This is a genomic window from Oceanobacter mangrovi (assembly GCF_019740315.1).
GTDB lineage: Bacteria > Pseudomonadota > Gammaproteobacteria > Pseudomonadales > Oceanobacteraceae > Oceanobacter > Oceanobacter mangrovi.
In genome coordinates this window covers 576708-596077 of record NZ_JAHXZR010000003.1, presented here as the reverse complement: position 1 = coordinate 596077, position 19370 = coordinate 576708, and the positions used below count along the sequence as shown (strand labels likewise).

General features: G+C 54.2%; 12 protein-coding genes. 7 read left to right on the top strand and 5 right to left on the bottom strand.

From position 1 onward, the window contains the following. Positions 1 to 11 precede the first annotated feature (11 nt). Positions 12 to 1346 (bottom strand): deoxyguanosinetriphosphate triphosphohydrolase, encoded by a 1335-nt coding sequence (locus tag K6123_RS09400; protein WP_221797050.1) that lies wholly within the window; start codon positions 1344 to 1346, stop codon positions 12 to 14. 276 nt (positions 1347 to 1622) lie between these two features. Between K6123_RS09400 and K6123_RS09395 the strand changes: the two genes are divergently transcribed. The 3 genes from K6123_RS09395 to K6123_RS09385 all read left to right on the top strand — a co-directional run bounded on the left by K6123_RS09395 (position 1623) and on the right by K6123_RS09385 (position 4820). Next, positions 1623 to 1889, top strand: coding sequence for a DUF4212 domain-containing protein (locus K6123_RS09395; protein WP_221796974.1), 267 nt, complete (start codon positions 1623 to 1625; stop codon positions 1887 to 1889). A 43-nt stretch (positions 1890 to 1932) separates the two neighbouring features. Continuing rightward, positions 1933 to 3714 carry a sodium:solute symporter family protein gene (locus K6123_RS09390; RefSeq protein ID WP_221796972.1) on the top strand — a complete coding sequence of 594 codons (1782 nt, stop codon included), beginning with the start codon at positions 1933 to 1935 and terminating at the stop codon, positions 3712 to 3714. A 179-nt stretch (positions 3715 to 3893) separates the two neighbouring features. Next, on the top strand, positions 3894 to 4820 hold the full coding sequence (locus K6123_RS09385) for a D-2-hydroxyacid dehydrogenase (RefSeq protein WP_221796970.1): 927 nt from the start codon (positions 3894 to 3896) through the stop codon (positions 4818 to 4820). Here K6123_RS09385 and K6123_RS09380 read toward each other — a convergent pair. After that, a complete protein-coding gene (locus K6123_RS09380) occupies positions 4817 to 5431 on the bottom strand; it encodes a 3'-5' exonuclease (protein ID WP_221796968.1) in 615 nt (204 codons plus the stop codon). The genes K6123_RS09385 and K6123_RS09380 overlap by 4 nt on opposite strands. Before the next feature lie 12 nt (positions 5432 to 5443). After that, a complete protein-coding gene (locus K6123_RS09375; RefSeq protein WP_221796966.1) occupies positions 5444 to 7243 on the bottom strand; it encodes a DUF294 nucleotidyltransferase-like domain-containing protein in 1800 nt (599 codons plus the stop codon). Between the two features lie 240 nt (positions 7244 to 7483). Between K6123_RS09375 and K6123_RS09370 the strand changes: the two genes are divergently transcribed. Further along, positions 7484 to 10930 carry a PAS domain-containing hybrid sensor histidine kinase/response regulator gene (locus tag K6123_RS09370; RefSeq protein WP_221796965.1) on the top strand — a complete coding sequence of 1149 codons (3447 nt, stop codon included), beginning with the start codon at positions 7484 to 7486 and terminating at the stop codon, positions 10928 to 10930. 103 nt (positions 10931 to 11033) lie between these two features. Here K6123_RS09370 and K6123_RS09365 read toward each other — a convergent pair whose 3' ends face one another. Together K6123_RS09365 and acs are read right to left on the bottom strand one after the other, a co-directional pair. Continuing rightward, complete coding sequence (locus K6123_RS09365; RefSeq protein WP_221796963.1) at positions 11034 to 11714, bottom strand: response regulator; 681 nt, start codon at positions 11712 to 11714, stop codon at positions 11034 to 11036. A 244-nt stretch (positions 11715 to 11958) separates the two neighbouring features. Beyond that, on the bottom strand, positions 11959 to 13908 hold the full coding sequence (acs, locus tag K6123_RS09360) for an acetate--CoA ligase (protein ID WP_221796961.1): 1950 nt from the start codon (positions 13906 to 13908) through the stop codon (positions 11959 to 11961). Between the two features lie 957 nt (positions 13909 to 14865). On the opposite strand from acs, the gene K6123_RS09355 reads away from it, so the two are divergent. The 3 genes from K6123_RS09355 to K6123_RS09345 are packed head-to-tail and all read left to right on the top strand — an operon-like array spanning position 14866 to position 19365. After that, positions 14866 to 17817: a DUF11 domain-containing protein gene (locus tag K6123_RS09355; RefSeq protein ID WP_221796959.1), complete on the top strand. Its 2952-nt coding sequence runs from the start codon at positions 14866 to 14868 to the stop codon at positions 17815 to 17817. A gap of 13 nt (positions 17818 to 17830) precedes the next feature. Further along, positions 17831 to 18883 (top strand): isopeptide-forming domain-containing fimbrial protein, encoded by a 1053-nt coding sequence (locus K6123_RS09350; protein ID WP_221796957.1) that lies wholly within the window; start codon positions 17831 to 17833, stop codon positions 18881 to 18883. 14 nt (positions 18884 to 18897) lie between these two features. Further along, positions 18898 to 19365 (top strand): DUF11 domain-containing protein, encoded by a 468-nt coding sequence (locus K6123_RS09345; protein ID WP_221796955.1) that lies wholly within the window; start codon positions 18898 to 18900, stop codon positions 19363 to 19365. The last annotated feature ends 5 nt before the right edge of the window (positions 19366 to 19370 follow it).

Genomic DNA, 19370 nt, shown 5'->3' with positions numbered 1-19370 from the left:
ACCGAGCCGCTTCATAAGCCGGACGGCGGCCGATAACCGGCAAACTGCTTGGCCAGGCTGGCGGCATAGGTATCTGTCATACCGGAAATATAGTCGAGCGTGCGCATGTAACTTTGATACAGGGTCCAGCCCGGTTGCGGCGCCGAGCCGCCCATCAACTCCAGCAAGCGGCTGTTACGGAAGGTCGACTGGTTTTCCAGCGTGCATTCCCGTGCCGCAGTCAGGAAGGCTTCCAGCAAGGTCCCCAGCGTCGAATAGGCACCGATCTCAATGGTCAGCTTGCGACCGTCCCGGAAAATTCGTTCGCGGGCCAGTTGCTTGGCGTTGCCGATGGCGTTACGTACCGGTGCCGGACAATAGTCGATGATACAGCCTTGCAAACGGCCTTCCAGTAAGGCGTCTTCGTGGCGCAGGAAATTGGCACTGACGGCCTGTACCATCACTTCCATGGCGTAACCGCGTAATACCTGCAGCTTACGGCGGTCGCCATCTTCGTTGGCGATATCTTCTTTCACCTGCTCCCACTGTTCCTGTAACAGCGGACTGAGCAGGTCCTCGACTTCCTGATACCGCAACAGCCCGACTTCCACCCCGTCTTCCAGATCAATCAGGCCATAACAAATATCGTCCGCCGCTTCGACCAGATACACCAGTGGGTGGCGACACCAGCGATTTTCAGCGGTTTGCAGTAGCCCCAGCGTGGTAGCAATTTCCTGCAAAATCGGCAGCTCGGACTGGTAACAGCCAAACTTGCTGGCACGGCCAGCAGCCACTTCATTGGCGGTCCAGGGGTATTTGAGGAAAGTGCCGAGAGTCGCACAGGTCAGCCGCATGCCTCCCTTGAAGCGGTTGTATTCTACCTGGGTCACCAGCCTGAGCCCCTGGGCGTTGCCTTCAAAGGTCATCAGGTCGAGCTTTTCAGCGTCACTCAAGCCCTCCAGCAAATGCTGGTGTGATGGTTCCCGAAACCAGTGACGAATGGCGTCTTCACCACAGTGGCCATAAGGCGGGTTACCAATATCGTGGGCCAGACAGGCTGCCTGTAACAGCGCCCCGAGATCACTCGGCTGTAGCGGTTGTGGCAGTCGCTTGCCCATCGCCTCCCCCACCATGCTGCCAAGTGAGCGACCAACACAACCCACTTCCAGCGAATGCGTCAGGCGGCTGTGCAGGTGATCATTTTCGGTCAGCGGATGCACCTGGGTTTTACGATTCAGGCGTCGGAACGCTGACGAAAAGATAATCCGGTCATAGTCCTTGTGAAACGGTGTACGGCCCAGATCCAGCGCCAGCCGGGCCTGGGTCTCGCCATATCTCAGGGGTGACAGCAAACGCTGCCAATTCATACGAGGGCTGGGTATTGCCGACACGAATAGTTCCTGTTTACGGGATCGTTAGTAGAAGGTAATGCAATAAACAAGCGCGTCTTTGATAAACGGCCACTTTGTTTATACAGACCTTGGTATAGGCCGCTGAATTTCATATTCAAGCGGCTGATTTACAAGACAATTTAAGCCAAATATCTTTCATTTAAAGCGTTTATACCAAGGTCTATCTGTCGTTGTCTGAAACTTAACTGCTAGGTTTAGCCTACCTTTAAAAAATAAAAATTAGGAGGGGTTATGGCTTTCAAATCCGAAGACGATAAAAAAGCCTACTGGCAAAAAAACATCCGTTTGATGATGTGGTTGCTGGTGTTGTGGGCAGTAGTCTCGTACGGATTCGGCATCCTGCTGCGTTCTGTACTGGATATCATTCCAATCGGTGGTGTCGGGCTGGGATTCTGGTTCGCCCAGCAAGGTTCCATCTATGTATTCCTGTTCATCGTATTTTTCTACGCCGCGAAGATGCGCAAGCTCGATCGCGAATACGGCGTGGATGATGACTGAATAAAAACAATTACAAGAATTAAAAATCTCAGAGGAAATACCCATGGATCTCACGACCTTAACCTATATAGTGGTTGGTCTGACCTTTGCCCTTTATATGGGCATCGCGGTCTGGGCCCGAGCTGGAACCACAGGTGAATTCTACGCAGCAGGCGGTGGTGTACACCCTGTTGCCAACGGTATGGCAACCGGTGCTGACTGGATGTCTGCTGCTTCCTTTATCGGTATGGCCGGTCTGATTGCTTTCCAGGGCTACGACGCTTCTATCTTCCTGATGGGTTGGACTGGTGGTTATGTACTGCTGGCCCTGTGTCTGGCACCTTACCTGCGTAAGTTCGGCAAGTTCACCGTACCGGATTTCATTGGCGACCGTTTCTATTCCCGTACTGCCCGTATCGTTGCGGTGGTGTGTCTGATCGTTGCTTCCCTGACTTACGTAATCGGTCAGATGAAAGGTATCGGTGTGGCTTTCTCCCGCTTCCTCGACGTTGACTACGCAACCGGTCTCTACGCTGGTATGGGTATCGTATTCTTCTACGCCGTACTCGGCGGCATGAAGGGCGTAACCTACACCCAGATCGCACAATACTGTGTACTGATCTTCGCCTACACCGTTCCTGCGGTATTTATCTCGCTGAACCTGACTGGCAACCCGCTGCCACAGCTGGGCTTCCTGTCTGATACTGCCGACGGTACACCACTGCTGATCAAGCTGGACCAGACCCTGGTTGACCTTGGTTTCGCCGAATACACCGCCCAGAAAGGCGGCACCTTCAACATCCTGATGTATACCCTGTCACTGATGTTCGGTACTGCCGGTCTGCCACACGTAATCATTCGTTTCTTCACCGTACCAAAAGTGTCTGACGCCCGTACCTCTGCTGGCTGGGCGCTGGTATTCATCGCGATCCTGTACACCACTGCACCTGCAGTAGGCTCAATGGCGCGTCTGAACCTGACCAATACTATCCAGAACCCTGCCTATGACGTTGGTGATCCACAAGCCAACCTGGTTTATGAAGATCGTCCAAACTGGTTCAAGAACTGGGAAACCACTGGTCTGCTGAAATTCGAAGACAAGAACGGTGACGGCCGTATCCAGTACTACGATGACAAGAACCCTGACTTCGCTGCCAAAGCTGAATCCTACGGCTGGAAAGGCAACGAGATGGTTAAGGTTGACCGTGACATTCTGGTACTGGCTAACCCTGAAATCGCCAACCTGCCTAACTGGGTAATCGCCCTGGTAGCTGCTGGTGGTCTGGCTGCTGCACTGTCTACCGCTGCGGGTCTGTTGCTGGCAATCTCCTCTGCGATCTCTCACGACTTGCTGAAGAGCACCTTCATGCCACACATCAGTGACAAGCAGGAACTGATGGCCGCTCGTATCTCCATGGCGGGTGCTATCGCGGTTGCCGGTTACCTGGGTCTGAACCCTCCGGGCTTCGCTGCTCAGGTAGTGGCACTGGCGTTTGGTCTGGCTGCTTCTTCTATCTTCCCGGCGCTGATGATGGGTATCTTCTCTACCCGCATTAACAACACCGGTGCGGTAGCAGGTATGCTGGCTGGTCTGCTGTCTACCCTGGTTTACATCTTCACCTACAAAGGCTGGTTCTTCGTTGCCGGTACCAACATGCTGGCCAACACGCCAGACAACTGGTTCCTGGGTATCTCTCCAGAAGCCTTCGGTGCTCTGGGTGCGTTGATCAACTTTGTCGTGGCCTTTGCAGTAACCAAAGTGACTGCTCCGGTTCCACAACACATCATTGATATCGTTGAGAGCATTCGTATCCCTAAAGGTGCAGGCTCTGCCCAGGATCACTAAGACCGGATCCTGACCAACCCCAAACCCCGCTTAGGCGGGGTTTTTTATTGCCCTCAGTACGTGCCTGTAAAGGTTTGTTTATCTGTCTGCCAGCCAGAACAGTCTGGTGTTTGCAGCCGAATATAGCGCCGGAGTATGGTTGCCGCTGACATGCTGCAAACTGACACCGGGAGCCCACCTTGAAAGCCGTTTTCCTTGATGCCGATTCACTCGGTGCTGATATTGACCTTGAACCAATCGCCCGAGAGGTCGACAGCCTGCAGCTGTATGGCACTACCGCTCCAGAACAGCTGGCGCAGCGTATTGAAGGCATGGATCTGTTGATCACCAACAAGGTGAAGATTCCAGATTGGGCCATTCAAGGCCGCAAGGGCATTCTGGTAGTGGCCACCGGCCTGAATAACGTTGATACCGCGGCCGCCGCAACACTCGGCGTGCCGGTTCACAACGTGCTGAATTACGGCACTGACGCTGTGGCCCAACATACCTTGATGTTGATGCTGGCGCTGGCAGGACGATTACCTGTCTACCAGCACAAACTGGCCCAGGGAGAGTGGCAGCAAAGCCCGTTTTTCTGTCTGCTGTCGCCTTCCACGACCCAGCTGTCAGGTAAACATCTCGTGATTGTGGGTTCTGGTACCCTCGGCCAGGCAGTCGCACGCCTGGCCGAAGCCTTTGGTGCCAGAGTCAGTTTTGCGGCTCGACCAGGCAACCCGGATGACAGCCGTCCGACGCTGGAGCAACTGTTGCCAACAGCCGATGTCGTCAGCCTGCACTGCCCGCTAACCAGCGACACTCATCACCTGATCAACGCTGAACGATTGCAGCTGATCAAACCTGGCTGTTTGCTGGTGAACTGCGCCCGTGGTGGTGTGATTGATGAAGCGGCCTGCCTTGCAGCCCTGCAAGAGGGCCAATTGGGTGGACTGGCGGTGGATGTGTTGCCGGAAGAACCACCCCGTAATGGCCATCCATTGCTGGAGCAGTTAGAGGGCGAATTGAATCTGCTGGTTACCCCGCACAACGCCTGGATCACGCCGGAAGCGCGCCAGAACATTGTGAGGCTGACCGTCGAAAATATTCGTCAGCTAAAGGGAGGTTTTTAGCTGCCACCAAAGCCGGTCAGCTTGATATACATAAGTGCAGTGGAAATCACATCGCCCATGGCGGTGTGACGTTCCACCACCGGCACCTGCAGGTCTTTGGCGAGTCCTTCAAAACGTAAATCCAGATGCACCTCATGAATATGATGGCGGCGCTTGGATTTCACATATAACTCGGACACTTCGATAAAGCGATTGGGTAATTTGAAACCGTATATCTGTTTGATATAACGATTCAGGATAGCTCTATCATATTCGATATAAAAACCGCATATCGGCCGATTACCAATAAAGTCGAGCAACTGCTCAATCGCTTCTTCAACCGGTGTACCAGCCATCCGGTCTTCGCGCCGTAAATAATGCACCCGTACCGCATCCGGGTCGGTGACCGCATCGGATTTGACGGTAATATCCAGTGCGTCGGTCAGAAAGATTTCGTTGCCTTTGACGCGCACCGCCGCAACACTCAGCAACTCACCCTTTTTCTTGTCGAACACACTGGTTTCACAGTCCAGTACCACGATCTCTTCGCCATGATAAGACTCAGCCAGATGCTTCCAGCGCTCATCCTGAATCTGGCGGGGCCAGCGATCTTCAATCCAGCGACGTAACATGACTCACCTCGCTCAGAAGTTATCCAGATGGAAATGGGTGGTCAGCAGCTGCTTGAATTTTTTCACCCGGTGCAATGCATGCCGCAGCATGTTGCGATCAACACTGCGCAGCTGGGTCACATCCAGTTGCTGACTCAGGCCCCGGTTAGGATCATCCATATCGAGCTGCTGGCGCAGCCGTACCCGCAGGAAAAACAGCAGGGTATCGCGCAAGCCCTGCACGGTTTCAGCATCCAGAATGCCCTTCTGCTGAAGGATTTCCATCCGCTCCAGCGTGTTGCATTCATCGATCGCCTGTTCGAAGGCCAACGAACGAATGCCATGTACCAGTGGGAAAATGCCGCCTTTCTTGATGTCGATCTTGCCATGATCCTCACGGATGTTACCCAGCAGGGTCAGCGGTGTTTCAAAATTCAGCGCCTGTTTGGCGAACAGCGCCGACACAATGCTTGAGCGCAGGGACTCCAGCTGCCAGCTTTGTTTTACCGGCCGGAACAGTTCCGGGTTACCGCAGACCACTTCGGCATCCATAAAAATCGCCATGTTCATCAGCGCATCCGGCTTGCCGGATTCGAGCCAGCGTTTGACCTTGGCCTGCCAGCCCTCCATCGTGTTGATCCACATGTCGTTGATAAACATCACCCCGCCGGGGCAAGGCGGATAGCCAAAATCGAGCAACGCCTGATGCAGTTGCTGCAACAATGGCAGTACCGCTTCGCGGTCGTGTTCGTTCTCCAGAATGATGGCGTTGTCCTGATCGGTCTTGAGGATCTGCTCGCCGCGGCCTTCGCTACCAAGCACCAGAATACACACAGCGCGCCGCAACCGTTCCGGGAAAATCAGCTCAAAGGCCTTGTTGATCAGGCGGCGGTTCAAGGTGGTAATCAGCTCGGTGAGAGCAGTGATCTTCACCCCCTGGCCATTGAGGGTTTCGATCAGGGTTTCCAGTCGGCCAGCGGCCACCACCAGCTCTTTCAGTGAGCGCGACTGGTCAATGCGCATGGCAATAATATGGGAGTGGGTCGAGAAGGTACTGAGCATGTCCATCAGCTCCAGTAACCCGACCACATGGCCTTCCTTGCGGACGATCACCCGTTCGATCTGGTGTTGGGTCATTTTCAGCAGGGCACTGAACAGAAACTCGCCAAACTCCACATCAATCAGATCAAACTGGGCGATATCCGCCGCTTTTGACTGGCGGGTCTTGTCGCCCAGCAAGGTCGCCTTGAGCAGGTCAGTACCGGTGATAATGCCGATCTCCTGACCGTTCCGAACCAGCACAGCGTCCTGCTTTTTCTCGAACATGAGCTCGGCAACCCGGGCCAGATTGGTATTGGCCGAGACATACACCGGCGTGCGAATCACATCCTCATCAACCCTCGACAGAATAAACTCCGACACACTGGAGTCCTGCCGCTCCACCATGGATTGCTGGGTGCCGAGATCGGTATTGAAATAGATAGAGAAATCATCCGACTGATCCACCAGCTGGATAAAGTCTTCAGCAGTCAGCAGATAACAGAGGGTTTCCTCAACGGCGACATATCGATGTTTACAGCCTTTTTCCAGTACCGCACGGACATCAAACAGGTCTTCCTTGCCATACTGGCTGAACACATGACCATTGTCCGGGTCGATTTCCTCCACCACGCCCTTGAAAACAATATATACACCGGGTGCTGACTTACCCGCTTCGAGGATGGTCGCACCGGCCCGGAAAAACACCAGGTTCAGACGACTGGTCAGCCATTCGAGTTGTTCGGCAGACAAAAAGGTAAACGGCGGTTGGTTGAGGTTGATCTGGATCGTCATGCATACCTCGCTCATCCCGGAGCTGGATGGGATAGCTGTATTGTTATTATTAAAATCAGTTTGACCCAGCCGTACCACAGCAGCCATATGACCAAAGGCCAAACGTACGGGGTCAGGGCTCATTAAAACACCGCCCGGCTTGATCCGGGAATGCCTACGGGCGACCTGTCTGCATGCTATGATTCAGATCATTTTCGATCTCCCGCAATGGGGATATCCGTCGACTGAACAAGGCGTTTTATGATTCCCGTCTGGCAACTGGTTGGTATATCGGTTTTTTACATCGCAACCCTGTTTGGTATTGCCTGGCTGGGGGACAAGCGTGCCCATGAAGGCCGCCCGTTACACAATACCGGGCTGGTTTACAGTCTGGCGCTGGCGGTCTATTGCACCTCCTGGACCTTCTATGGCGCTGTTGGTCAGGCCGCCACCAATGGCTGGATTTTCTTGTCGATTTACCTCGGTCCGATCCTGTTCCTGCTGTTTTTCTGGAAGCTGCTGGCCAAGATCGTCCGGATCGCCAAGGAAAAACGTATCACCTCCATCGCCGACTTTATTGCCACCCGCTATGGCCGTGACCATACGCTGGCGGTGCTGGTCACCCTGGTCGCAATTCTCTGTGTCGTGCCCTATATCGCGCTGCAACTCAAAGCCATTGCCACCACTTTTGAGCTACTGACCCTGCCAATGGGGCTGGAATCCGACGGCGTACAGAACTTCTGGGAAGACACTGCCTTTTATATCAGCCTGGCCATGACCTGCTTTGTAATCATCTTTGGTACCCGCGACATCGATGCCAGTGAGCAACATCCCGGCATGATGCTGGCGATTGCTTTTGAATCGATTATCAAGCTGGTGACCTTTGTTGCGGTGGGCATCTGGGTGATCAGCTTCCTCTACGACTCCCCGGCCGATCTGCTGGAACTGACCGAACAGGTACTGCCAGATCACCCGCTGATGCACAGTAATCTGGTGTCGCTGTCGTTCCTGCTGCAAACCCTGCTGGCCGGTTTTGCAGTACTGGCCTTGCCACGTCAGTTTCAGGTGTCAGTAATTGAAAACGAGTCGGTCCAGCATATCCGTACCGCCCGTATCCTGTTCCCCTTGTATCTGCTGTTACTGACCATGTTTGTGGCACCGGTTGCCCTTACCGGCCACCTGTTTATGCACGATATCGGCTTTGCACCGGATACCTATGTGCTCAGCCTGCCGGTTGCGCTGGGACAGGAAACCCTCGCTGTGATGGCGTTTATTGGTGGCGGCAGCGCCGCCACCGGCATGATCATCGTCGCCGCCATCGCCATCAGCACCATGGTTTCCAACGAGTTGGTATTGCCCGCCCTGTTCCGTCAACGAGGCCGCGAAGACCTGCAGCGTTCCAGCGAAGTCCGTACCCTGATTCTGACTGTTCGGCGGCTGGTGATTCTGGTCATCATGCTGGGCTCCTACGTCTTTTATCGACTGGTCGGCCAGCTCGATTCCCTGGCTGCCATAGGCATGTTGTCATTTGCTGCCGCCGCTCAGTTTGCCCCGGCCCTTTTGGGCGGATTGTACTGGCAACAGGGTAACCGCCAGGGTGCCATCGCGGGCCTGTTATCCGGCACCAGCGTCTGGTTCTACGGCCTGATGTGGCCCTTTATCACCCAGAGTTTTACCGGTTTCAACGATCAACAGGTGACCACTACACTGGGCTTCAGCATTGATGATTTCAGTGCCGGGGTGATGTTGAGTCTGGCTACCAACGTGTTCTTCTATGTGCTGTTCTCGCTGGTAACCAATGCTTCGGTACGGGAACGCATGGTCGCCACCGACTTCACCAGTTCGCGGCCGGTCGGCAAGCCCGATCAGCTGGCACCAGCCTTCCAGTGCAAGGTAGACGATGTCCGGGTGGTACTGGAGCGGATTCTTGGTTTTAGTAAAACCGAAGAGTTTTTCAGCGACTACCAGTCTCGCCACGGCATCCAGTACAACAACGCGACTTCCAGCAGCTCGCTGCTACAGGAAGCAGAAAAGCTGCTCGGCTCAGTGGTTGGTTCGTCATCCGCACGGGTGATTTTTTCAACCTTGCTGGGCGGTGAACAGATCCAGATTCGTGACCTCGCCTTTATTGCCAGCGAAGCCAGCCAGGCTTATGTGATGAGTCAGGAGCAGCTGCAGGCAGCGCTGGAAAATCTTCAGCAAGGCGTCAGTGTTGTCGACAAGGACCTCAAGCTGGTGGCCTGGAACCGCCGCTATATGGAAATCTTCAACTACCCGGATGATTTTATTCAGGCTGGCAAACCGATTCAGGAAATCATTGCCTTCAACGCTGGCCGCGGATTCTGTGGTACCGGTGATATTGATGAACAGGTAAGCCGCCGTATGACCTTCCTGAAAGATGGTTCGGCTCACGAATTCGAACGCCTGTTACCCAGCGGTACGGTTATCTACATGCAAGGCCACCCAATGCCGGATGGTGGTTTTGTAACCAGCTTCACCGACATCACAGTGCACCGGCGGGCCGAACAGACCCTCCGCGAAGCCAATGTCTCATTGGAGCGGCGGGTTGAAAAAAGCACCCAGAAACTCGACGACCTGACAACCGAACTAATCGAAGCCAACCAGTCGAAAACCCGTTTTCTGGCGGCCACCAGTCACGATCTGATGCAGCCTCTGAACGCTGCCAAGCTGTTTGCCTCAACATTGGCGCAGAAGAATCTCAACGAGGAACAACAACAGTTACTCGAACACCTGGAAGGTGCCTTGCAGTCATCCGAAGACGTACTGTCGGTACTGGTAGAAATCGCCAAGCTGGACTCCGGTGCGATGGAACCGACGATTCATCCGGTCGACCTCACGGCTGTTCTGAAGCCCTTAAAAGACGAATTTACGGCACTGGCGGCCAACAAGGGGCTGAAGCTGAAAGTGCGTGGTTGCCGCGATCTCTGGGTTGCCAGTGACGCCCACTGGTTACGGCGGATATTACAGAACCTGCTTTCCAACGCCGTGCGCTACACGCCATCCGGCAAGGTATTGCTGGGCTGTCGGCGTCGGGGCGAACGCCTGGTCGTCGAAGTCTGGGACACCGGCATCGGTATTCCGGCGCACAAACAAAAAGAGATTTTTGGCGAGTTCAAACGCCTCAACGAAGGCAAACAGGACACCAAGGGGCTGGGCCTCGGTTTGGCCATCGTTGATCGCATGGCCAAACGTATGGGCCACGAAATCCAGGTCAAGTCGAGCCCCGGCAAAGGCACCTGTTTCAGCCTGATTCTGCCGATTACCGCCTCACTGCGGCCGGCAAAAACCGAAGAAACCGGCCCGATGGCGCCACTGGGCAGCAGTTTTGATGGCATGCCGACTTTCTGTATCGACAATGATGAAGAAGTCTTGTTGGGAATGCAGGCTTTGCTGAGCAGCTGGCAGTGTAATGTGTACGCCTGTGACAGTCTCGACAGCGCCAGAGAGGTACCGTTCAAGCCTGAGATCATGCTGGCAGATTATCAGCTTGATGGTGATGAAACCGGCTTGCAGGCAATGAACTGGCTACGCCAGCACTTTGATGATCCCGATCTGCCGGGCGTGCTGATTTCGGCAGATCCTCGTGATTCGGTCGCCGAGGAAGCTCGCGCTCAGGGCTACTACTTCCTTAAGAAACCATTACGCCCGGCCGCCTTGCGGGCCCTGATGCGCAAGCTGGTGAAGTGATGCGCAAGCTGGTGAAGAATCTGGCAGCCCGATCGTTAGCAGACTCCAGAAACAATAACACCGGCTTTTGCCGGTGTTATTGCTTACGCAAGTCTGGCTGTGATCAGCCGTGCTGGGCGTTGCTGACCTGACTGTCCGGCTTTTCAATATCCAGACTCTGCACCGCAATCACCGCCTGAGTACGGGTACGCACACCCAGCTTGCGGAAAATCGCCGTCACGTGGGCCTTGATCGTGGCTTCACTGACATCCAGATCGTAGGCGATCTGCTTGTTCAACATACCTTCCGACATCATGGTCAACACCCGGAATTGCTGGGGTGTCAGGCTCGCCAGCCGCTCCGCCAGATCAATCGCACTCTGGTTCGGCTGATGCTGATGACGGCGGGCAATGTCCGGTAAATAGATATCACCTTGTAATACCTGCTTGATCGCCACCGCTATGTGTTCCAACGGTGCTGATTTCGGAATGTAACCCGATGCCTGATGATCAATCGCCTGACACATCAATCCAGGGTCTTCACAGGCCGACACTACAATCACCGGAATTTCCGGGTAGTGGGAACGCAGAAAAACCAGTCCCGAGAAACCATGTGCGCCAGGCATTTGCAGATCCAGCAGGATCAGGTCAGCATCTGTATGTTGCTCTACCAGCTGTTGCAATTCAGGCAATGACTCTGCCTGTGGAATCTCGGCATTCGGCACCAGCTGTTTTACTGCCTGGTGCATTGCCGTACGAAACAAGGGATGGTCGTCAGCAATTATTATTTTGTTTGCAAGCTGCATGGAGTCCTCCAGGTGGACAGCCAAACTGCCCATTAAGCCAACCAGCCACCGCAGAACATCTGTTCGCCCGTTGCATACACGTGCGAAAACCGCCAGAAGCAAACACCTGGGCGGTATTAGAAAGATGATCAGAAGATCCGGTGCCAATAACCTCAGACACTAGTTGGAAATCCAACAAAAAACAACGCCGGTAACAGAGTTATCTGTCACCGGCGCCATTCGTGGGTCTACATACTGAACCAGATCAACGGTTCTGACGGTTTTCGATCAAAACGTCGACAACGGATGGATCAGCCAGGGTTGAAACGTCACCCAGAGCATCGTGCTCGTTGGCAGCAATCTTGCGCAGAATACGACGCATGATCTTGCCGGAGCGGGTTTTTGGCAGTCCCGGAGTAATCTGGATCAGGTCCGGAGTTGCGACCGGGCCAATCTCGGTACGAACCCACTTGCGCAGCTCCTGTACCAGATCGTCACTGGCTTCTTCACCGGTGTTCAGGGTTACGTAAACGTAGATGCCCTGACCCTTGATGTCGTGTGGGTAACCAACCACTGCTGCTTCAGCCACTTTCGGGTGAGCAACCAGGGCGCTTTCCACTTCGGCAGTCCCCATGCGGTGACCGGATACGTTGATCACGTCATCCACACGGCCGGTGATCCAGTAGTAGCCATCTTCATCGCGACGGGCGCCGTCACCGGTGAAGTACATACCACGGAAGGTAGAGAAGTAGGTTTGTACAAAGCGGTCGTGATCGCCGTATACCGAGCGGGACTGACCCGGCCAGCTGTCGATCATGACCAGGTTACCTTCTGCAGCACCTTCCTGAATCATGCCGGCGTTATCCACCAGCGCTGGCTGTACACCGAAGAATGGACGGGTTGCGGAACCCGGCTTCAGTGCCGTAGCGCCTGGCAGCGGTGTGATCATGATGCCGCCGGTTTCAGTCTGCCACCAGGTATCAACGATCGGGCAATTATCTTCACCGATGGTCTTGTTGTACCAGTCCCAGGCTTCCGGGTTGATTGGCTCACCAACGGAACCCAGCAGACGCAGTGAGCTGCGGGAAGTACCTTCAACAGCCGCAGTACCTTCAGCCATCAGCGAGCGAATCGCAGTTGGGGCGGTGTACAGGATGTTGACCTGGTGCTTGTCAACGATCTGGCTCCAGCGATTGATCGACGGATAGTTAGGCACACCTTCAGAAATCAGCGTGATACCACCGTTCAGCAGCGGGCCATAAATCAGATAAGTGTGGCCGGTGATCCAGCCGACGTCGGCGGTACACCAGTAAACATCACCATCGTGATAGTCAAAGACGTATTGGTGGGTAATCGATGCCCACACCATGTAACCAGCCGTGCTATGCACCACGCCTTTTGGCTTGCCGGTAGAACCTGAGGTGTAGAGGATGAACAGTGGATCTTCAGCATCCATCTCTTCAGCCACACAGTGCTCGGAAGAAACAGCGATCAGGTCGTGGTACCAGACGTCGCGATGGGCGTGCCAAGCAACGTCAGAACCGGTGCGTTTAACCACGATCACCTTTTCCAGCGTCTTGATGCTTGGGTGCGTCAGGGCTTCGTCAACGTTGGCTTTCAGTGCGACTTTTTTGCCCGCACGAACACCTTCGTCAGAGGTAATAACAATCTTGGCATTGGAGTCTTCGATACGACCAGCCAGTGCTTCTGGCGAGAAACCACCGAATACCACAGAGTGGATGGCACCGATGCGGGTACAGGCCAGCATGGCAACGGCCGCTTCCGGAATCATCGGCATGTAGATACAAACCACATCACCGCGACGAACACCCTGGCTTCGCAGGGCATTGGAAAAGCGGGAGACTTCTTCATGCAGCTCTTTATAGGTGATGTATTTGCTTTCGTCCGGGTTGTCGCCCTCCCAGATAATCGCAGTCTGATCGCCACGGGTCTCCAGATGGCGGTCCAGACAGTTGTAGGCCATGTTGGTGGTGCCGTCTTCGAACCAGCGGATATCGACGTTGTGATCGTCGAAAGATACGTTACGAACCTTGGTGAATGGACGCATCCAGTCGATACGTTCCATTGCCTGGTCGCGCCAGAAACCGTCGGGGTTAACTACCGACTGCTGATACATTTGCAGATATTTTTCATTGTCGATCCAGGATGAATCGGCAAACTCTGGCCTGACCGGGTAAACCTTCTGGTCGCTCATCGCGTTCTCCCCTCTTATTTTTGTATGTGTAATCGCGAATCCGTGTGTCTGGGACGACAATACGATTTGGAATCATATTGGTCATTGCCGTCCGACCGAAAAATTAGACAATGGTCTATCCGGGCCAGCATCACTGGCGCTACCAGCCAGCCGCTCAAACAGCAGGCCAGATTACGGCGCTCTGCTGTCTACAGGCTCGCCCCTGATGACCATTGGCTTGCGGAGATAACAGCCTTACGGATTTTGTTAACGACGAGAGTAGTGCAGCCGTCAATGTCTATAAATGAGCCAATCAGCCAGAATCACCAGCTATCAGTAGTCATACTTTAGAACCAGCCTGACAATCCAAAAGTATTACCCCACACTTGATGACAGTCCTGCGCAAGCTCTCCGCCCACAAGAGTTCAAAAATCATTCTCACTCAGTAAATTAATTACTTAATTATCAATAACATCCATGATTTAGACGTCAACATACCTTTTGTTCCATGAACAGCTGTTATATTTATATAAATGACATTTCTTTACAAAATTAATGCAAACAGAAATAAACCCTGTGAAGTGTGTCACATTTCATTTTTTTCGAAAAAACAACCCTCATACAACAACAATCATGCTTTTTTATCAGGATTCAACTCATACCAACAACAATAAAACTGCGATTGTCAGACCATCCAGCAGGCCGCATCAGCGCCTGAATCTGAGCCATTAATTGCCCTCAATGCCACCAATTGACTACTTAAAATTACATTTTTAACATCGCGCAATATTTGTTAACTGATGTAACAAAAAGTTTCACTCTGGTAGTAATGTGAATCAATTCCTTCAATATCTGACAGCATTCAGCAAACAGTGGGATCGACTTTGTGCAGTATTGCACGGGTCAGTTTTCATCCTGTTGCTTGTTACAGGGGGGTTCTTTACATCCCCTGCTGCTCATGCCGACACTCAGGTCAGCATGACAGAGACATTTGCTGGCGATATTGACTTTGCACTGACCGGCGGCAGCCTGCGTAGCAGTTCAAACGAGTGTCAGATGGTTAGTGGAGGATCATCCTCCGGTTACCTCACGCTCCCTTCCAGTTCCACCATTGAAGCGGCTTTCCTGTATTGGGCCGGCAGTGGCTCCAGTGTCGACAACACGGTGACCTTTGCAGGTCAAACAGTCGTTGCAGACCAGACCTACACCGCGACTTTCCCCTACTCCGGCAGCAGCTTTGATTTTTTTGGCGCCAAGGCCGACGTTACTTCCCTGATTAGTGGCAACAGCGCCAGTTACAGCTTCTCCGGTCTGACCTTCAGCTACGGTGATAACAGCGTTTATTGTCCCAATTCGATTGTGATGGGTGGCTGGGCACTGGTGGTGGTGTTCGACCATCCTGGCGAGCCTCGCCGGGTTGTTAACATTTTTGACGGTTTCCAGATCTTTCAGGGATCAGCCATCACGCTGACTCCCAACAACTTTGTAATTGATGATGATCCGGCGACCAAAGAAGGCCATCACGCCCACATCACCTGGGAAGGTGATGCCGGTAACTCACAGGATAACAATGGTTATAGCGAAGCCTTGCGCTTCAATGGCAACTTGCTGACGGACTCCTATAACCCGACCAACAACCAGTTCAACTCCTATTCCAACCAGATTGGCAGTACCAGTGGTGTCGATATCGACTCCTACCAGATTGGCAGCTATCTGACGGCTGGTGACACATCAGCAACGACGGTCTACTCCTCTGGCCAGGATCTGGTGTTCCTGACCGCTGAAATTCTCAGCGTGCCGAACCAGGAAGTAGCCGATCTACAAATATCCGGCTCCGACAGTCAGTCCGTCAGCCGCGGTAGCACCGCCAGCTATACCCTGTCGGTAAAAAACAACGGGCCAGACACCGCGACGTCGGGCACGACGGTAACCATTCCGATTACGGATGGCCTTACCCTTGACAGTTATTCCGGCACCGGCTGGAACTGCAGCAGCAGTTCCAACCTTGTCACATGTACGCTGAGCGAAGATCTGGCAGATGAAGCCAGCGCAGCCGACCTCGCCCTGACGTTCGGCACCAGTGCCACCAGCAGCGACAGCATCGAACTCACGGCCACGGTTGCAGGCAACCTGTTTGATAACAAATCCGCCAACAACAGCACCAGCCTGCAACTGACCATCGGCTCCCCAGACCTGTCCAGTTCCAGCAAAACCGTTGATTACAGCAGCATGGCTGCCACCTTGTCGCAAGGCACCAGCATCAACTATGTCATTACCCTGAACAACACCGGCAACATTGCAACAACAGCCAGCGTTACGGACCAGCTGCCGGCGGATATCAGCAGTTTCAGCCTCACCAGCATCCCTGCCGGAGCCACCAGTGCGGTCTATGCAGCCCCGGCTGGCGACAATGGCAGCGGCTATTTTGTCGTTTCCAACATTGCAGTAGCCGCCGGTTCCAGTGCCGAAATCCAGCTGGAAGCGATCATCGCCACTGACGCGGTTGACGGTAATACCATTACCAACACGGCAACCATCAGTGACGGTATCAATACCGATGTTGTTGTGACCTCAGAAACCCTGACGATTGGCCAGGTCACCTCGCCGGATGGCAACAAGCCGCTGTATCTGCAAACCGATAACACCCTGACGCGTACTGCTTCAACCAACAGCAGCAGCTACATCGACATCAGCGACGGCAGTTCTGCCAGCTGGACATTGGCACCCGCGCTGCAAACCGAGCTGCGGCTCGATCTGAGCCAGCCGATCGATGTGCAAATCTGGATGCGTTCTCCCGATGGCGGCGGTGGCGGTGGCGGAGGTGGTGGTACCCGTGCCCATGACATCATACTGACGCTTTACGCCGACAGCACTGAAGTTGCCAGTGCGGACTACAGTAACGTCAGCATCAATCGCAGTGGCTATGATCTGGAAACCTTTCAGTTGGCCATGTCGGCCTCGGCACCGACTGCTATTGCTGCTGGTGCCAGCCTGAGTCTGGTAGTCGAGCAAACCGACAATGATCGCTGGAACAGCCGTCGCTTGCGCATCCAGATGACCGACGGCACAGACGCCAGCATGGTGGCGCTGAACTCCTATACCGTCATCAAAGTGGATTCGATTGGTGCCTATACAGCGGCTTACCCTGGCGGCAGTCAGCTGGCGGATGTCATGGAAACCAGCACGGTTTATTTCCGTGCCATCGTCAGTGACCCATTTGGTTATGCCGACATCAGCGAAACCCGCTGGACCGTGATTGATAACACCGGTACTACCCTGATCGACAATGAGGTACTGACGCCCGTGTCATCCTCGGGTGCCATCAATGTCTACGAGTACGGCCCCTATACCGTGGCCGATGAAACAGCCGTTGGCGACTGGACCATCACACTGAATGCTGACGAAGGTTACGAAGGCCTGGTCAGTGCCCGCCGCAGCGCAATTATCCCGGTCGTTGGCCGTCCTGAGCCGGTCATTATCAAAACCGTCGAAACCCTCTGGGACCCCATCAACCTGTTTGACAACCCCAAAGCCATTCCCGGTGCCGAGGTGATGTACACCCTCACCGTGCGTAACGAAGGTGACGGTGAAATCAGCGCTGATTCCATTTCCCTGGTTGACCCGGTTGAAGACCTGGTGCCGCTGTTTGTTGGCGACCTGGATAGTGGCAGCCCGGTAATTTTTACCGACAGCAGCTCCACTCCAAGTGGCCTCAGCTACAGCTTCAGCAGCCTTGATGACAGCAGTGACGACCTGGACTTTTCGACCAATGGCACCGATTTCAGCTACGACCCGTCCAGCGAGGTTGATGCCAGCAATTACAACAGCAACGTCAAATACCTGAGATTCCAGCCCAAAGGCACCATGAATGCGGCCAGCGGCACCTCGTATCCCGAATTCACCTTCCAATACAAAGTTAAAGTCGAGTAACCGGAGACCACCGATGAAAACACTCCAAAGCGCAGCGCGCTTGTTAACCGGAACCCTGGTCGCCCTGGCCAGTTCCGCAGCCCTGGCGGTGGGAACACCTGCCGGTACCAATATCAGTAACACGGCATCGGCCAGCTATACCTTGCCGGGTGGCACCACCACGCAAACCAAAAGCAGTACCGTCAGCCTCACCGTACTGGAATTGATCAACGTTAACGTCACCTCCCAGAACGGTGCCAACGTTTCCACCAGCGCCGGAGCCACCGACCAGGTTCTGACCTTTGTCGTCACCAATACCGGTAACGCGGTAGAAGACTTTGTACTGACGCTGACCCAGTCCAGCAGCGAAGAATTCGACATGACCAATGCGAAGATCTTCGAAGACACCGACGGCAGCGGCACCTACACCTCTGGCGACACTGAAATTGCTTCCGGCACCGGTTCGATTGGCCTCGATGCCAACTCTACTACCGAAGCTGCAGCGACTATTTTCATCGTTGGTGTGACACCGACCACCCGTGACGACAGCACTGCACTGGTCAGCGGCGACCTCAGCCAGCTGACGCTGGAAGCCATTTCTGAAACCGTCGACAACCTCGGCACAACGCCGACTCCTGGCCAGCGCATTACCGGCGTTGGTAGTGGTGGCGCACCAGACGCCGTGGTTGGCACCTCTTACATGGACGACGCCAACGGCGTGTTTGAAATCGGCACAGGTTCCGGTACTGCCACCATAAACATCACCAAAAGTATCGTCGCAGTCGTCGACCCATTTGGTGGTTCCACCTACGTACCGGGCTCCACCGTGACCTATCAAATTGATGTCAGCGTTGCCAACGGCGATGTCGACAACCTGGTCATCAGTGACGAAATCCCCGGCAACATGGACTACGTGGCGGGCTCGATCACCCTCGACGGCGGCACCCTGACCGATGACTCAGACACCGACGTTGGCGTCTTCGATTCCACTTCTGGTACCAGCGGTACCGTCACAATTGACCTCAGCGCCTCCACTTACTCAGCTGGCACCAGCTTTGTGGTGCAGCTGCAAGCTGAAATCAAATAACCCGGAGTCTGATTATGCAAATTATCAAATCCCTTTTGCTGACGACCCTGCTGCTGCCCGTACTGGCGATGGCTGACGTCAGCCTGATCAATACAGCCTACAAGGTCGTACTGGTTGAACAGGCCAATGGTGCCGTTACTGAAGAATGGCAAGACCTCGGCCGTGTCGTACCCGGTGACACCATCGGCTACCGCATCAGCTACAAAAACAGCGGTACTGAAACCGCCAGCGATGTGGCCATCAACAACCCGATTCCGAAGAACACCGACTACCTGGCTAACAGCGCCAAAGGCCTGAACAGCCAGATCACCTATTCCGCAGACATGGGCCAGACCTTCGCCCGTGCTGCCGAATTATTTGTCATCAAGGATGGCAAACAACAACTGGCGCGACCAACCGATATCACCAATATCCGCTGGAGCCTGGCTGCGATCGCAGCCGGTGCCGAAGGGTCGGTGGAATTCAAAGTACGCGTTCAATAATCCCA

Bases quoted from the DNA above. Each gene is read 5' to 3' on its own strand.
- K6123_RS09400 (WP_221797050.1), bottom strand. From the start codon at position 1,346: ATGAATTGGCAGCGTTTGCTGTCACCCCTGAGATATGGCGAGACCCAG.
- K6123_RS09395 (WP_221796974.1), top strand. From the start codon at position 1,623: ATGGCTTTCAAATCCGAAGACGATAAAAAAGCCTACTGGCAAAAAAAC.
- K6123_RS09390 (WP_221796972.1), top strand. From the start codon at position 1,933: ATGGATCTCACGACCTTAACCTATATAGTGGTTGGTCTGACCTTTGCC.
- K6123_RS09380 (WP_221796968.1), bottom strand. From the start codon at position 5,431: ATGTTACGTCGCTGGATTGAAGATCGCTGGCCCCGCCAGATTCAGGAT.
- K6123_RS09375 (WP_221796966.1), bottom strand. From the start codon at position 7,243: ATGACGATCCAGATCAACCTCAACCAACCGCCGTTTACCTTTTTGTCT.
- K6123_RS09370 (WP_221796965.1), top strand. From the start codon at position 7,484: ATGATTCCCGTCTGGCAACTGGTTGGTATATCGGTTTTTTACATCGCA.
- K6123_RS09365 (WP_221796963.1), bottom strand. From the start codon at position 11,714: ATGCAGCTTGCAAACAAAATAATAATTGCTGACGACCATCCCTTGTTT.
- acs (WP_221796961.1), bottom strand. From the start codon at position 13,908: ATGAGCGACCAGAAGGTTTACCCGGTCAGGCCAGAGTTTGCCGATTCA.
- K6123_RS09355 (WP_221796959.1), top strand. From the start codon at position 14,866: ATGACAGAGACATTTGCTGGCGATATTGACTTTGCACTGACCGGCGGC.
- K6123_RS09350 (WP_221796957.1), top strand. From the start codon at position 17,831: ATGAAAACACTCCAAAGCGCAGCGCGCTTGTTAACCGGAACCCTGGTC.
- K6123_RS09345 (WP_221796955.1), top strand. From the start codon at position 18,898: ATGCAAATTATCAAATCCCTTTTGCTGACGACCCTGCTGCTGCCCGTA.